The 14,442-nt window shown below is 58.4% G+C and carries 16 protein-coding genes; 5 read left to right on the plus strand and 11 right to left on the minus strand.

Going from position 1 to position 14,442, the window contains the following annotated elements; genetic code table 11:
- Nucleotides 1-5 precede the first annotated feature (5 nt).
- Nucleotides 6-1,802, minus strand: coding sequence for an acyl-CoA dehydrogenase C-terminal domain-containing protein (locus RMS95_RS14875; protein WP_310646972.1), 1,797 nt, complete (start codon nucleotides 1,800-1,802; stop codon nucleotides 6-8).
- 9 nt (nucleotides 1,803-1,811) lie between these two features.
- A complete protein-coding gene (locus RMS95_RS14880; RefSeq protein ID WP_310646973.1) occupies nucleotides 1,812-2,525 on the minus strand; it encodes a TetR/AcrR family transcriptional regulator in 714 nt (237 codons plus the stop codon).
- A gap of 58 nt (nucleotides 2,526-2,583) precedes the next feature.
- Between RMS95_RS14880 and RMS95_RS14885 the strand changes: the two genes are divergently transcribed.
- Nucleotides 2,584-3,261 (plus strand): histidine phosphatase family protein, encoded by a 678-nt coding sequence (locus tag RMS95_RS14885; RefSeq protein ID WP_310646974.1) that lies wholly within the window; start codon nucleotides 2,584-2,586, stop codon nucleotides 3,259-3,261.
- Here RMS95_RS14885 and ruvB read toward each other — a convergent pair.
- Together ruvB and ruvA are read right to left on the minus strand one after the other, a co-directional pair.
- Nucleotides 3,258-4,319: a Holliday junction branch migration DNA helicase RuvB gene (ruvB, locus tag RMS95_RS14890; RefSeq protein WP_310646975.1), complete on the minus strand. Its 1,062-nt coding sequence runs from the start codon at nucleotides 4,317-4,319 to the stop codon at nucleotides 3,258-3,260. The two genes, RMS95_RS14885 and ruvB, sit on opposite strands and share 4 nt — an antisense overlap.
- A 3-nt stretch (nucleotides 4,320-4,322) precedes the next feature.
- Nucleotides 4,323-4,895, minus strand: coding sequence for a Holliday junction branch migration protein RuvA (ruvA, locus tag RMS95_RS14895; RefSeq protein WP_310646976.1), 573 nt, complete (start codon nucleotides 4,893-4,895; stop codon nucleotides 4,323-4,325).
- A 27-nt stretch (nucleotides 4,896-4,922) separates the two neighbouring features.
- Here ruvA and RMS95_RS14900 point away from each other — a divergent pair, with 27 nt between their 5' ends.
- Together RMS95_RS14900 and ybeY are read left to right on the plus strand one after the other, a co-directional pair.
- Complete coding sequence (locus RMS95_RS14900; protein WP_310646977.1) at nucleotides 4,923-5,882, plus strand: PhoH family protein; 960 nt, start codon at nucleotides 4,923-4,925, stop codon at nucleotides 5,880-5,882.
- Between the two features lie 42 nt (nucleotides 5,883-5,924).
- Complete coding sequence (gene ybeY, locus RMS95_RS14905; protein ID WP_310646978.1) at nucleotides 5,925-6,383, plus strand: rRNA maturation RNase YbeY; 459 nt, start codon at nucleotides 5,925-5,927, stop codon at nucleotides 6,381-6,383.
- A gap of 15 nt (nucleotides 6,384-6,398) precedes the next feature.
- Here the strand turns inward: ybeY and dbpA are convergent, their stop codons facing one another.
- From dbpA to tyrS, 4 genes are read right to left on the minus strand one after another with little or no spacing between them, the layout of a single operon-like run.
- Entirely contained in the window at nucleotides 6,399-7,811 is a 1,413-nt protein-coding gene (dbpA, locus tag RMS95_RS14910) for an ATP-dependent RNA helicase DbpA (RefSeq protein ID WP_310646979.1), read from the minus strand.
- On the minus strand, nucleotides 7,808-8,254 hold the full coding sequence (dtd, locus tag RMS95_RS14915) for a D-aminoacyl-tRNA deacylase (protein WP_310646980.1): 447 nt from the start codon (nucleotides 8,252-8,254) through the stop codon (nucleotides 7,808-7,810). The genes dbpA and dtd overlap by 4 nt, the downstream gene beginning before the upstream one ends.
- Nucleotides 8,255-8,292: 38 nt before the next feature.
- Complete coding sequence (locus tag RMS95_RS14920) at nucleotides 8,293-9,252, minus strand: cation diffusion facilitator family transporter (RefSeq protein ID WP_310646981.1); 960 nt, start codon at nucleotides 9,250-9,252, stop codon at nucleotides 8,293-8,295.
- A gap of 39 nt (nucleotides 9,253-9,291) precedes the next feature.
- A complete protein-coding gene (tyrS, locus tag RMS95_RS14925; protein WP_310646982.1) occupies nucleotides 9,292-10,524 on the minus strand; it encodes a tyrosine--tRNA ligase in 1,233 nt (410 codons plus the stop codon).
- A 121-nt stretch (nucleotides 10,525-10,645) separates the two neighbouring features.
- Here tyrS and RMS95_RS14930 point away from each other — a divergent pair, with 121 nt between their 5' ends.
- Both RMS95_RS14930 and RMS95_RS14935 read left to right on the plus strand, forming a co-directional pair.
- Nucleotides 10,646-11,983, plus strand: coding sequence for a M23 family metallopeptidase (locus RMS95_RS14930; protein WP_310646983.1), 1,338 nt, complete (start codon nucleotides 10,646-10,648; stop codon nucleotides 11,981-11,983).
- On the plus strand, nucleotides 11,984-13,096 hold the full coding sequence (locus RMS95_RS14935; protein ID WP_310646984.1) for an anhydro-N-acetylmuramic acid kinase: 1,113 nt from the start codon (nucleotides 11,984-11,986) through the stop codon (nucleotides 13,094-13,096).
- 25 nt (nucleotides 13,097-13,121) lie between these two features.
- Here the strand turns inward: RMS95_RS14935 and erpA are convergent, their stop codons facing one another.
- The 3 genes from erpA to rplM form a co-directional block, all read right to left on the minus strand.
- Nucleotides 13,122-13,487, minus strand: coding sequence for an iron-sulfur cluster insertion protein ErpA (gene erpA / locus RMS95_RS14940; protein WP_310646985.1), 366 nt, complete (start codon nucleotides 13,485-13,487; stop codon nucleotides 13,122-13,124).
- 162 nt (nucleotides 13,488-13,649) lie between these two features.
- Complete coding sequence (gene rpsI / locus RMS95_RS14945) at nucleotides 13,650-14,042, minus strand: 30S ribosomal protein S9 (protein ID WP_100131730.1); 393 nt, start codon at nucleotides 14,040-14,042, stop codon at nucleotides 13,650-13,652.
- 9 nt (nucleotides 14,043-14,051) lie between these two features.
- The coding region (gene rplM / locus RMS95_RS14950; RefSeq protein ID WP_310646986.1) for a 50S ribosomal protein L13 at nucleotides 14,052-14,442 on the minus strand (391 nt) is incomplete at its 5' end.

A 14,442-nucleotide genomic window follows, 5' to 3' on the forward strand; every position in this document is an offset into this window, starting at 1 on the left:
CCAATTCAGGCAAACACCGCGTCTGTCTCCATCAGCACAGCCGAGCCAGCACGCGCGGTCGCCATGAGCGAGGCGGTTTCGGGGAACAGCTTGGCAAAGTAAAAGCGCGCGGTTTGCAACTTCGCTTGGTAGAACGTGTCGCGGTTACCTTCTGCAATTTTTTGCAAAGCCACTTGGGCCATGCGCGCCCAGAAATAGCCAAACACCAAGTGCCCAGCCACGCGCAAGTAGTCGACCGCAGCGGCGCCTACTTCGTCCGCGTTTTGCATGGCTTTGTAGCCAATCTCGCCCGTGAACTGCGTCATTTGCTGGCCCAACTTGGCCAAGGGGGTGATGAATTCGGCCATGTCCTCGTTGCCCTGCTCGGCCATGACCAACTCGGTGATGTGCGCGCCGAATTTCTTAAGGGTGGCCCCTTGGTTACCCAAGACCTTGCGGCCCAACAAATCCAAACTCTGGATGGTGTTGGTGCCTTCGTAAATCATGTTGATGCGTGCATCGCGCACGTATTGCTCCATGCCCCATTCGCGGATGAAGCCGTGACCACCAAACACTTGCATGCAAGCCGAGGTCGCCGTCCACGCGTTGTCGGTGATGAAGGCTTTTACGATGGGGGTCAACAAGGCCACCATTTCTGCCGAGTCGGCGCGCACGGTGGCATCGGGGTGGTTCAACTCGCGGTCAATGAGCAATGCACAGTACAAGCTGAGTGCACGGCCGCCTTCGGCATAGGCCTTGGCCGTCAGCAGCATCTTGCGCACATCAGGGTGAACCAAGATGCTGTCAGCCGGTTTGCTGATGTCTTTGGGTCCGGTCAAGCTGCGCGACTGAATGCGGTCTTTGGCATAGGCCACCGCGTTTTGGTAGGCCACTTCGGTCAAGCCCAGCGATTGCATGCCCACGCCAATGCGCGCAGCGTTCATCATCACAAACATCGCCGCCAAGCCTTTGTTGGGTTGCCCCACCATCGTTCCCACGGCCCCATCAAGCACCATTTGGCAGGTGGCGTTGCCATGGATGCCCATTTTGTGCTCCAAGCCACCACAGTAAATGCCGTTGCGATCGCCCAAGCTGCCATCGTCATTCACGTGGAACTTGGGCACCACAAACAGGCTGATGCCTTTGCTGCCTGCTGGCGCATCGGGCAAGCGTGCCAACACCAAGTGAACAATGTTGCTCACCATGTTGTGCTCACCCGCACTGATGAAAATTTTGTTGCCCGTGATGCGGTACGTGCCGTCGGCTTGCGGCTCAGCCTTGGTGCGCAACAATCCAAGGTCGGTGCCGCAATGGGGCTCGGTCAAGCACATGGTGCCCGTCCACTCGCCACTGGTGAGTTTGGGCAAGTACAAGGCTTTTTGTGCATCGGTGCCATGCGCGTGGAGCGCCTCATAAGCGCCGTGCGAGAGACCTGGGTACATGGTCCATGCTTGATTGGCGCTGTTGAGCATTTCGTAAAAGCATTGGTTCACCACGATGGGCAAGCCTTGGCCGCCATAAGCGGGGTCGCAACTCAAGGCAGGCCAGCCGCCTTGCACGTATTGGTCAAACGCGGCTTTGAAGCCATCGGGCGTGCTCACCTCATGCGTGTCACGGTCTAAGGTACAACCTTGCGCATCGCCAATTTGGTTGAGGGGGAAGAGCACTTCTGAGGCGAACTTGCCACCTTCTTCCAACACCGCAGAAATCGTGTCGGCATCGATGTCGGCATGCTTGGGCATGGCTTTGAAGTCATCGGTGACATGCAGCACATCGTGCAGCACAAATTGCATATCGCGCAGAGGTGGGGTGTAGCTGGGCATAAAAACTCCTTATTTTTTAGCGGGGGTACGGCTGCGCTTGGCGGCCGGTTTGGACACGGATGGAATGACAGACTCGACGGCGAGCAAAGGGGCTTGCGCGCCATAGCGTTGCAAGATGTTTTCAAACCCGCGCGTGGTGCGCTCTAGCGATTTGGAAGAACGCAAGAATCTGGCCTCGTATTGCAGCGCCAAGATCAAGCCATGCACCTCAAACACCATTTGTTCGGCATCAATGTTGGCGCCCAAGTGCCCTTCTTCACGGGCTTGCATGACGGCGCGGTACACCGCCGCCAACCAAGTTTTGACCGAGCTGGCCAAGGCATCGCGCACGGGGCCAGGGCGGTCGTCAAACTCAGCAGCACCGCTGATGTAGAGACAGCCTGTGTCGATTTCGGCAGAAGTGCGCTTGGTCCAATTGGCAAACAACTGGCGCAAGCGCGGCAAACCGCGTTCTGCCTTGAGTGCGGGGTAAAACACCTCGGCCTCAAAGCGCTCGTGGTATTCGCGCACCACCGATAACTGCAACTCTTCGCGCGAGCCAAAGTGGGCAAACACGCCCGATTTGCTCATGCGCGCCACCTCAGCCAAAGCGCCAATGCTCAAGCCTTCCAAACCGATTTGCGTCGCCAAGCCCAAGGCCGCATCCACAATGGCGGCTTTGGTTTGCTGGCCCTTTTGCAAGGCTCGGTTTTCAACCGGCGGGGCTTTATGGGTAACCGTCATGACAGACCACTTAAAAAAAGAACGATCGTGCTATTTTGCACGAAATTAAACTCGCTGCATGACTGCCACCCGAATACTCGCCATCCGCCACGGGGAAACCGCCTGGAACGTGGACACACGCATCCAAGGCCAACTCGACATCGACCTCAATGACACGGGGCGCTGGCAAGCCCAGCGCGTCGGCCATGCCTTGGCCGAAGAACCCATTACCGCCGTTTACAGCAGTGACTTGAAACGGGCGTTTGAGACGGCCCGCGCCATTGCCCAATCGCCCGCCCGCCTGGCCCTCCATGGCGCCAATGCCACATTGAGCGTGACGGCGCACACCGGCTTGCGTGAACGCCACTTCGGTCATCTGCAAGCCCAAACGTGGACACAAATCGAAACCGGCTGGCCTGAAGACGCCAAACGATGGCGCAACCGCGACCCGCATTGGGCCCCAGAACGTGGTGAATCACTGGTCGCGTTGCGCGCACGCATCGCACAGTGCGTGGAAGAGCTGGCCCGTCCCCATGTGGGCGAACAAATTGTGTTGGTGGCCCATGGCGGCGTGATGGACGTGTTGTACCGATTGGCCACCAACCAAGACACACAAGCCCCGCGCACTTGGCATTTGGGCAATGCCGCCATCAACCGTTTGCTATGGACCCCTCAGGGCTTGAGCTTGGTGGGATGGGGCGATGTGTCGCACTTTGACGAAACCGCCACAGGCCCCCGCGACGAAACAACGGCTTAGTCGTCGGACAGGCCCGAGTGCGATTTGGGCGGCGTAACGCCCAAATGCCGATACGCCGCCAAGGTGGCAATGCGGCCACGCGGCGTGCGCTGCAAGTAACCTTGCTGGATCAAGAACGGCTCGATCACATCCTCAATCGTGTCGCGCTCTTCACCGATGCTGGCGGCAATGTTGTCTAGGCCCACAGGGCCGCCGTCGAAGCGGTGAATCACGGCTTCGAGCAGCTTGCGGTCCATCAAATCAAAGCCTTGCGGGTCGACATCCAACATCGCCAACGCTTTATTCGCCATGTCTTGGGTGATGCGGCCATTGCCCTTCACATCGGCGTAGTCACGCACGCGGCGCAACAAACGGTTGGCAATGCGTGGCGTGCCGCGTGAACGGCGGGCGATTTCAAAACCGCCATCCACATCCATCGGCGTGTTCAACAAACCAGCGCTGCGAATGACGATGCGCTGCAATTCTTCGGCGGTGTAGAACTCCAAGCGCGACACGATGCCAAAACGGTCACGCAGCGGGTTGGTCAACATGCCCGCGCGGGTGGTGGCACCCACCAAAGTGAAAGGCTGCAAATCGAGCTTGATGCTGCGTGCGGCAGGGCCTTCGCCAATCATGATGTCGATTTGGTAGTCCTCAAGCGCGGGGTACAAAATTTCTTCGACTACCGGCGACAAGCGATGAATCTCGTCGATGAACAACACATCGTTTTTCTCTAGGCCCGTGAGCAAAGCGGCCAAGTCTTTCGGTTTTTCCAACACGGGGCCGCTGGTGGAGCGCAGATTCACGCCCAACTCTTGCGCAATGATGTGACTCAATGTGGTTTTGCCCAAACCGGGGGGACCAAACAGCAGCACATGGTCTAAGGCCTCACCACGCTTGCGGGCTGCGCCAATGAAGATCTCCAGCTGCTCGCGCACTTTCATTTGGCCCACGTACTCTTGCAGCAGCTTGGGGCGCAATGCGCGCTCAATCGCCTCTTCGTTGGGCGACACGGGGGCGGCCGACACCACGCGCGCAGGCAGGGGCGTGGGGGCAAAGTCGTCGGTTTGAATACTCATCGTTTATTTCGCCAGTGACTTGAGCGCCAATTTGATGCCATCGCTCACCCCCACCTCCGCAGGCAGCAGCTTGAGGGCCGCTGACGCCTCTTTGTCGCTGTACCCCAGCGCCAGCAAAGCTTGCAAGATGTCGCTTTGATGGTCAGGTGTGGAGAACATATTGGGTCCCAAATCTGCGCCCAACTTGCCTTTGAGTTCGAGCAGCAAACGCTCCGCCGTCTTTTTGCCGATGCCCGGCACTTTGGTCAAGCGCCCCGCTTCTTGATCCGACACCGCGCGCGCCAGCTCGTCCGCACTCATGCCACTCAGCACGCCAAGCGCTGTGCGTGGCCCGACGCCTGAGATTTTGATGAGCAAGCGAAACGTGGCCCGCTCAGACGCAGTGCCAAAACCATACAAAATTTGGGCGTCTTCACGCACCACAAAGTGCGTCAACAACGACACGCGCTCGCCGGTCGCGGGCAGGTTGTAGAACGTGCTCATGGGCACATCGACTTCGTAGCCCACGCCATTGCAATCCACCAAAACTTGGGGTGGATTCTTTTCACTCAGGATGCCTGTTAACTTGCCTATCATTGGGGGACCTTTTTAGGGATTATCGACTTGATTCTTCGCCATACCTTTACCCCGCACAACAACGCCCGCCTCGCCCACTTGTGCGGCCCCGTCGACGAACATTTGCGCACCATTGAGTTGGCGCTGAACGTCAAAATCGCCCACCGCCACGAGCAGTTCAAAGTGGATGGCCACAAGGCCAAAGCCACCCGTGCCATGGAGGTGCTACAAGCCTTGTACGAGCGGGCCGAGCGCCCTATTCCTGCCGAACAGGTGCAGCTCATGCTGGCAGGCGATGCGGCCATGGACGAAGACACAACGCCCGTCCTGAACACCCGCCGCACCGACCTGCGTGCCCGCACCCCCAACCAAGCGATGTATTTGGACAACATCGCGACGCACGACATCACCTTTGGCATTGGCCCTGCGGGTACAGGAAAAACCTATTTGGCCGTCGCCTGCGCCGTTGATGCACTCGACCGCAGCGCGGTACAGCGCATTGTGCTGACCCGCCCAGCCGTGGAAGCGGGCGAAAAACTCGGCTTCTTACCCGGCGATCTGGGCCAAAAAGTCGACCCTTATTTGCGCCCCTTGTACGACGCGCTCTACGACCTGATGGGCTACGACCGGGTGCAAAAAGCGTTTGAGCGCAACGCCATCGAAATTGCCCCCTTGGCCTTCATGCGCGGGCGCACGCTGAACAATGCCTTTGTGATCTTGGACGAAGCCCAAAACACCACGCCCGAGCAAATGAAAATGTTCCTGACCCGCGTGGGCTTTGGCGCCAAAGCCGTGGTCACTGGCGATGTGAGCCAAATCGACTTGCCCAAAGGCCAGCTCAGTGGCTTGATCGATGCCGAGCGTGTGCTCAAACGGGTGAAAGGCATCTCCGTCACGCGCTTCACCAGCGCCGATGTGGTGCGTCACCCGCTGGTCGCGCGCATTGTGGATGCTTACGACGCACAGCGCAGCGCCACCACCGGCGCGCCTGTGCGCAAACGCAGCTAAGCCCTCAGCCCCCATAGACCCACACACAGGCTCGATCACCCCATGGCGCTCAAACACCTTCAACTCTCTTTGCAATTTGGCGATGTGCCCTACGCCGCACGCCATCGTGCCGCAATGCCCCGCCACTTTGTGGCCCGATGCATCCGCCACGCACTGGTCGACGATGCGGAAATCACGGTGCGCATCGTCAACGCGGAAGAGGGTCAAGCGCTCAACAGCAGCTATCGCAAAAAAGATTACGCCACCAACGTGCTGACCTTTGACTACGCGCAAGAGCCCGTGGTCATGGCGGACTTGGTGCTGTGCGCGCCGGTGGTGGCCCAAGAAGCCAAAGAGCAGGGCAAAACCCTGCAAGCACATTACGCGCACTTGCTGGTGCACGGCACCTTGCACGCCCAAGGCTGGGACCACGAAACCAGCACGCAAGACGCCGAGGAGATGGAAGCCTACGAGATCGATATTTTGGCGGGCTTGGGTTTCAAAAACCCGTACAAAGCGTGACCGTTGACCGCGGGCTTAACGCCCCGCGGTGTCTTCCAACAACCGCACACGCACCGTCTTGCCCTTGACCCGCCCCGCACTCAAGCGCTTGACCGCCTCACGTGCAATGCTGCGCGCCACCGCGACGTAGGTTGAAAACTCGTTCACGTTGATCTTGCCCACTTGATCTTTGGTGAAACCGGCATCACCGGTGAGCGCACCCAAAACGTCGCCGGCACGGATCTTTTCTTTGCGACCGCCCACAATCTGCAGCGTCGCCATCGGGGGCTGCAAGACGCCGCCTGCGGCAGGCGTCAAGCTGCTGAGCGGGGCCCAGGTGGACTCGCGGCCTTGCAACTGCTCAATCTTGCCCACGCTGCCCATCTCGTCCATGCTGGCGAGCGACAAGGCCAGACCTTCGGCATCGCCTCGTCCGGTTCGGCCAATGCGATGGATGTGAATTTCAGAATCCGGCGTCACATCCACATTGATCACGGCTTCTAGGTTGGCCACATCCAATCCGCGTGCGGCCACGTCGGTGGCAACCAACACCGAGCAACTGCGGTTGGCGAATTGCACCAATACCTGATCGCGCTCGCGTTGTTCCAGCTCACCAAACAAGGCCAAGGCACTGAAGCCTTGGGCTTGCAACACAGCGACCAAATCGCGGCATTGCTGCTTGGTGTTGCAAAACGCCAGCGTGGACTCGGGGCGGAAGTGATTCAACAACAACGACACCGCATGCAAGCGCTCGCTGTTGGAGACCTCGTAAAAGATCTGCTTGATTTTTTGCGCATCGTGCTGCGCTTGCACCTTGACGGTTTGGGGCTCACGCATGAACTGCGCAGACAGCTTGGCAATGCCTTCTGGGTACGTGGCCGAAAACAACAAGGTTTGACGGTCTTTGGGGCACTGACGAACCACTTTGGCGATGTCCTCAAAAAACCCCATGTCCAGCATGCGGTCGGCCTCGTCCAGCACCAAGGTTTTCACGCCCTGCAAACTCAACGAACCGCGCTCTAAATGGTCCATGATGCGCCCAGGCGTCCCCACCACCACATGGGCGCCGTGCTCAAGGCTCAACGTCTGGCCACGCAAGGCCACACCGCCGCACAAGGTCACCACTTTGATGTTGCCCACGGCGCGCGCCAAACGGCGCAGCTCTTGCGTGACCTGATCGGCCAACTCACGCGTGGGGCACAACACCAACGCCTGTGCGTCGAACTGGGCGGCATCGAGCTTTTCGACCAAGGGAATGCCAAATGCGGCGGTCTTGCCGCTGCCGGTGCTGGCTTGGGCGATCAGGTCACGCCCCGCCAAAGTCAAGGGCAAGCTCGCGGCTTGAATAGGGGTCATCTGGGTGTAGCCCAGCTGTGTGAGGTTGTCTAGCGTTGCGGCCGCAAGGCTCAAAGCGGCAAAAGAAGAAACGGTGTTTTTTGAATCGGTCATGCACCGATTATCGTGATCGGGATGGTCACGGGGCCATCGTTGACCAAATGCACCTTCATGTCTGCGCCAAAGACGCCCGTTTGCACGTTGGCGTGCTGTGTTTTGGCTTGCGCCACAAAGGCGTCGTACAAGCGGCGCCCCTCGTCAGCGGGGGCCGCACTGGTGAAACTGGGGCGCGTGCCGCTTCGGGTGTCCGCCGCCAAGGTGAACTGGCTCACCACCAACAAGCCACCCGCCACATCGGTGACGCTGTGGTTCATCTTGCCAGCGTCGTCGTAAAAAACGCGCAGCTTCAGAATTTTGTCGAGCATCTTTTGGCCCACGGCCTCGGTGTCGCCGCGCTCTGCGCACAGCAAAACCATCAAGCCTTGGGCAATTTCGCCAACGGTTTGGCCATCGACCACCGCGCGGGCCTCACTCACCCGTTGCAACACGGCTTTCATCGTCTCAGCCTCTCTTCTTCGTGGACTCGGTGTGTGGCTTAAATTAAATCGCGCGGGTCATCAAAGTGCGCTTCCACGTCGCTGGGCAGCAGCTGAATCGTGGCGCGCAAACCGGGCACCGTGCTCATCAAGGCTTGCTCCACACTGGCGCGCAATGCGGCTGCACGTCCCAACGACCATTCAGCAGGCATGTGCATGTGCATGTCCACAAAACGGCGTTGTCCCGCTTTGCGCGTGGTCACATGGTCAAAACGCACGATGTGCACGGTAGAACCGGCTTCCGCACCTCGGCCATTGCGGCTGTGCGAAAAATCGTGCAACACCTCTTGAATTTGAGCCAACACCTCGGGTTCAACCGCTTCGTCCATCAAGCCTTGCGAGGCACTCCAAATGAGGTGCCAGCCCTCTTTCAAAATGTTCAAGGCCACGCCAATCGCCACGACCGCGTCCAGCCAAAGCCAGCCACTCCAGCTGACCAAGCCAATGCCAATCACGACACCGGCAGAGGTCCAAACGTCGGTCACCAAATGACGGGCATCGGCTTCGAGTGCGATGGAGCGATGGGTTTTGGCGGCACGAAACATGACCCACGCCAACACGCCATTGAGCACCGAACTGGCGATCGACAACGCCAAGCCCAACCCCACTTGCTCCAGCGGTTGTGGGTCAAAAATGCGATGGCTGGCTGCCCACACGATGCCCAACGCGGCCACCACGATCAAGATGCCTTCAAAGCCAGACGAAAAATACTCCGCCTTGTGGTGACCGTACGGATGGTCGTCATCGGCGGGTCGTGCCGCGATGGTGACCATCATCAAACCGAACACCGCGCTGGCCAAGTTGACCAACGACTCCATGGCGTCCGACAGCAAGCCCACGGAATCGGTCAGCCACCACGCCAAGGTTTTCAAGCCAATCGTGATGCACGCCACGAACACGGACACCCAAAGCAAACCTTGGGGAGACAGCCATTTGGAATGGTTCGTTGGCTTGTTCATGCCCGCAGCCTTGTTGTGGTCACGCGTGATACCCCGCGATCAACTGAGCGTGACACGTGCAAACTTTCGCTTGCCGACTTGCACCACGAAGGTACCCGCATCGAGTTTCAAGCCTTTGTCGCTGACCACGGTGGAGTCCACGCGCACACCACCACCATCGATCAAGCGGTTCGCTTCGCTGGTGGACGGCGCCAAACCTGCCGATTTGAGCAACGCACCAATGCCCAAAGGTGCGCCGTTGAGCGAGACCTCTGGAATGTCATCAGGCACGCCGCCCTTGCTGCGGTTGATGAAGTCTTGCTCCGCTGCCTCGGCCGCTGCAGCGCCGTGGAAACGGGAGGTGATTTCTTTGGCCAAAGCCACCTTGGCATCTTTGGGGTTGCGTCCCCCTTCGATTTCTTTTTTCAGCGCCTCGATGTCCGCCATCGACTTGAACGACAACAAGGTGTACCAGCGCCACATCAACACGTCAGAAATGGACAACACCTTGGCAAACATGGTGTTGGGCGCTTCGCTGATGCCGATGTAGTTGTTCTTGGACTTGGACATTTTTTCAACGCCATCCAACCCCTCCAGCAACGGCATGGTCAAGATGCACTGCGCTTCTTGACCGTATTCGGCTTGCAAATGGCGGCCCATGAGCAAGTTGAATTTTTGGTCCGTACCGCCCAACTCCAAATCTGACCTCAACGCCACCGAGTCGTAGCCCTGCATCAGCGGGTACAAAAACTCGTGCACGCTGATGGGCGTGTTGGCGTGAAAGCGGTCATGGAAATCGTTGCGCTCCATCATGCGCGCCACGGTGTACTTCGATGCCAACTGAATCATGCCCATTGAGCCCAGTGGAATGCACCACTCGCTGTTGTAGCGAATCTCGGTTTTCGAAGGATCGAGCACCAACGACGCTTGCTTGTAATACGTCTCAGCGTTCACCTTGATTTGCTCGGGCGTGAGCGGTGGACGGGTGCTGTTACGGCCGGAGGGGTCGCCGATCAAACTGGTGAAATCACCAATCAAAAAGATGACCTGATGGCCCAAGTCCTGCAACTGGCGCATCTTATTGAGCACCACGGTGTGACCGATGTGAATGTCAGGTGCGGTGGGGTCCAAGCCCAGCTTGATCCGCAAAGGCTGGCCTGTGGCCTCGGAGCGAGCCAGCTTTTTGACCCAATCATCGGCAGGAATCAGCTCTTCGCAGCCGCGTTGCGTCACGACCAAGGCATCACGCACACGGTCGGTGATAGGGTAAGTATGTAAAGATGCTTGATTCATAAGGATTTTTTGACGCGCACGTTATACTTTGCGCTTTGGTGTTTGCAGCTGATTTTAGAGGCCGCAGACGTAGGGCCTTGGACACGATCCCCGCCCCCACCGACAGCCGGAGACCTCGCCCTTGCTGCAACGACTTTCCCAGTGGGTACAACGCCTGCACGATTTACACAAAAATCATCCTCATCGCACCATGGCTGGCTTTGCCCTGAGCCTGTGCGTCATCGGCGGCGGCGCATTTGCGGTCGGCAGTTTGTCGTCGAATGCCAACGTTACATCACTCAACCAAGTGGTGGAAAGCGTGCCCACCTTGGCACTGCCCAGCGATACAGCGACAGCCCCCTCGTTGATGCTCTTTCGCTCAGACGTCACACGCTCCAGCGACACCGCGGACAGCTTGCTCAGCCGCTTGGGCGTGAGCGATGCAGAAGCCAGCGCCTACTTGCGCAACGCGCGGGTGGCACGCAGCCAAATTTTGGCGCGCAACGGCCGCTTGGTCACGGTGGAAGGCGATGAATCACGCAATCTCACACGCTTGACCGTGCGCTGGGCGCCAGACAATGCGGCAGATTTTTCGCGCTGGGTGATGGAGCGCACGGCGACAGGCTTTACCGAGCGCTTGGAATCGGCCCCGCTGAGCGTCAGCACCCGCCATGCCAATGGCGTGATTCAAAGCTCCCTGTTTGCCGCCACAGATGCCGCAGACATTCCGGACAGCGTGGCCAGTCAATTGGCCGATATTTTTGCGGGCGACATCGACTTTCACCGTGCGCTGCGCAAAGGCGACCGATTTGCTGTGGTCTACGAAACCTTCGAAGCCGATGGCGAAACGTTGCGCTCAGGCCGCGTGGTCTCGGCCGAGTTTGTGAACAATGGCAAGACACATCAAGCGTTTTGGTTCAAAGAGGCCCGCGCCAAAGAAGGCGGCTACTTCAACGCAGAAGGCGTCAGCTTGCGTCGGTCCTATTTGGCATCGCCTCTGGCGTTTTCGCGTGTGACGAGCGGCTTCAAAATGCGCTTCCATCCGATTTTGCAAACTTGGCGCGCGCATCTGGGCGTCGACTACGCCGCCCCAACGGGCACACCTGTGCGCAGCGTCGGCCAAGGCGTGGTGGACGTGGCAGGCACTCAAAACGGGTTCGGCAACGTGGTGATCGTGAAACACACCAACGGACAGTCCACGGTGTACGCCCATCTGAGCCGCATTGCCGTGCGCGCTGGACAACGTGTGGCGCAAGGCGAAACCTTGGGTGCCGTCGGTGCCACAGGCTGGGCGACAGGTCCGCACTTGCATTTTGAATTCCGTGTGAATGGCCAACACAAAGATCCACTCACCATGGCGCGTCAAAGCGACGTGGTCGAGGTGTCTGCGGCCGCACGCGCAGAGTTCATGCGTCACGCCACGGCCGCCAAGGTCGACCTCGCCGCCGCATCGAACGCTCAGCTGAGTCAATCTGAATAAATGTCCGCGCTTTACATCGGCTTGATGTCGGGCACATCGCTCGATGGCGTCGATGGTGTGCTGGTCGACTTCAGTCAAGGCTCGCCTCAGGTGCTGTCGCACCAAGCCCGCCCCTTTGACGCAGCGCTCAAAGCTGAACTGATGGCCTTGAACACGGGGGGAGCGAACGAGCTGCACCGCGGCGCACTTGCCGCCAACGCGTTGGTGCATGTGTATGCCCAAGTGGTGCACGACCTCTTGTTAGCGACCGCGCAACCCGCATCGGCCATTCAAGCGATCGGTGCGCACGGACAAACTGTGCGCCACCAACCCGGTCTGTTCGACGGCGTGGGCTACACCCTGCAACTCAACAACCCCTCGCTGTTGGCGGAGTTGACTGGCATCGCCGTCGTCGCCGACTTTCGCAGCCGTGATGTCGCAGCGGGAGGCCAAGGCGCGCCGTTGGTACCTGTGTTTCATCAAGGGATCTTTGGCAAGGCGCAACAAACCGTCGCCGTGCTCAACATCGGTGGCATTGCCAATGTGAGCGTGCTGTCGGCGCAAGGTGATGTCGTGGGATTTGATTGCGGACCTGGCAACGCGTTGATGGACTTTTGGTGCCTGCAGCACACAGGACAACCTTACGATGACAACGGGCAGTGGGGACGCAGTGGCCAAGTGATCACCCCCTTGCTGCACGCGTTCATGCAAGAACCGTTTTTGCAACAACCCCCACCGAAAAGCACGGGCCGTGATTTGTTCCATCCTGCGTGGCTAGCGACCCATTTAGCCTGTTTCGACAATGTGGCCCCTGCCGATGTTCAAGCCACATTGACCGAGTTCACCGCCCAAGCGTGCGTGAACGATGTGCAGCGGCATGCCCCAGATGCGTGTGAATTGATCGTGTGCGGAGGTGGCGCACTGAACAGCCTCTTGATGGCGCGTTTACGCGCAGGCTTGCCTAACTCGTGCCGCGTGGTGTCATCTGCAGAACGCGACTTGCCACCGTTGCAAGTGGAAGCCACGGCGTTCGCATGGCTTGCGCGTCAAACGGTGCACGGACGCCCCGGTAACGCACCAAAAGTTACGGGCGCCAAAGGCGCCCGCATCTTGGGTGGTATTTTTCCCGCCTGAGGTTGCGTCTGGGCGGGCTAGGAAATTAGACCGAGAACGAAGAACCGCAGCCACAGGTCGTGGTCGCATTGGGGTTCTTGATCACAAACTGCGCGCCTTGCAGGTCTTCTTTGTAGTCAATCTCTGCGCCCAACAAGTACTGGTAGCTCATGGCATCAATCAACAAGGACACACCGTTCTTCGTCATGGTGGTGTCGTCTTCGTTGGTCACTTCATCAAACGTGAAGCCATACTGAAAACCAGAACAACCGCCACCCTGCACAAACACGCGCAACTTCAAATCTGGGTTACCTTCTTCTGCGATCAAATCTGCGACCTTGGCAGCTGCGCTGTCGGTGAAGTTGATCGGCTCTGGCATTTCGGTTTCAATGTTTTCGGCAACTGCGCTCATGGTTTTCTCTCCAAATTCAATGCTTAAAGTATATCGGTTTACTCGGGAATTAAGCGCCTCCGCCAGAGTAACGCTGCTTGCAACATGGGCTTTGATGCGGTGAGAACAATAAAAAAGCCGCAAGGGCGAACCCATGCGGCTTTTGGCAAAACAGAAAGCGGATTAACGCTTGCTGAACTGCTTGCGGCGGCGAGCAGAGTGCAAGCCAACCTTTTTACGTTCCACTTCGCGAGCATCGCGAGTCACGAAACCGGCTTGTGACAGGACGGGCTTCAAAGCTGCGTCGTAGTCGATCAAAGCGCGGGTGATGCCGTGACGCACTGCACCAGCTTGGCCAGACTCACCACCGCCGTGCACGTTGACTTGAATGTCAAACGCTTCGCCGTTGTTGGTCAGCATCAAGGGTTGCTTCGAAATCATGATCGAGGTTTGACGGCCGAAATAAGCGGCGATGTCTTTACCGTTGATCGTGATTTTGCCGGAGCCTTTTTTCAGAAACACGCGAGCGACGCTTGATTTGCGACGGCCGGTGCCGTTGTTCCATTCACCAATCATTTCAGCTCCTTAGATGTCCAGCACTTTAGGCTGTTGTGCGGTGTGTGGGTGCTCAGCACCGCCATACACCTTGAGCTTTTTGATCATGGCGTAACCGAGTGGGCCTTTGGGCAACATGCCCTTGACAGCCTTCTCAATCGCGCGGCCAGGGTGCTTGGCTTGCAGATCGCGGAAATTTGTTGCAGTGATACCGCCGGGGTAACCCGAGTGACGGTAGTACACCTTGTCCAAAGACTTGGTACCTGTGACCTTGATCTTCGAAGCGTTGATGATGACGATGAAGTCACCTGTATCGACGTGGGGTGTGTAAATGGCTTTGTGTTTGCCGCGCAAACGGAGAGCAACTTCGCTGGCTACTCGTCCGAGCACCTTATCGGTGGCGTCAATCACAAACCACTCA

This window comes from Limnohabitans sp. (assembly GCF_031539175.1).
Classification (GTDB): Bacteria; Pseudomonadota; Gammaproteobacteria; order Burkholderiales; family Burkholderiaceae_C; genus Limnohabitans.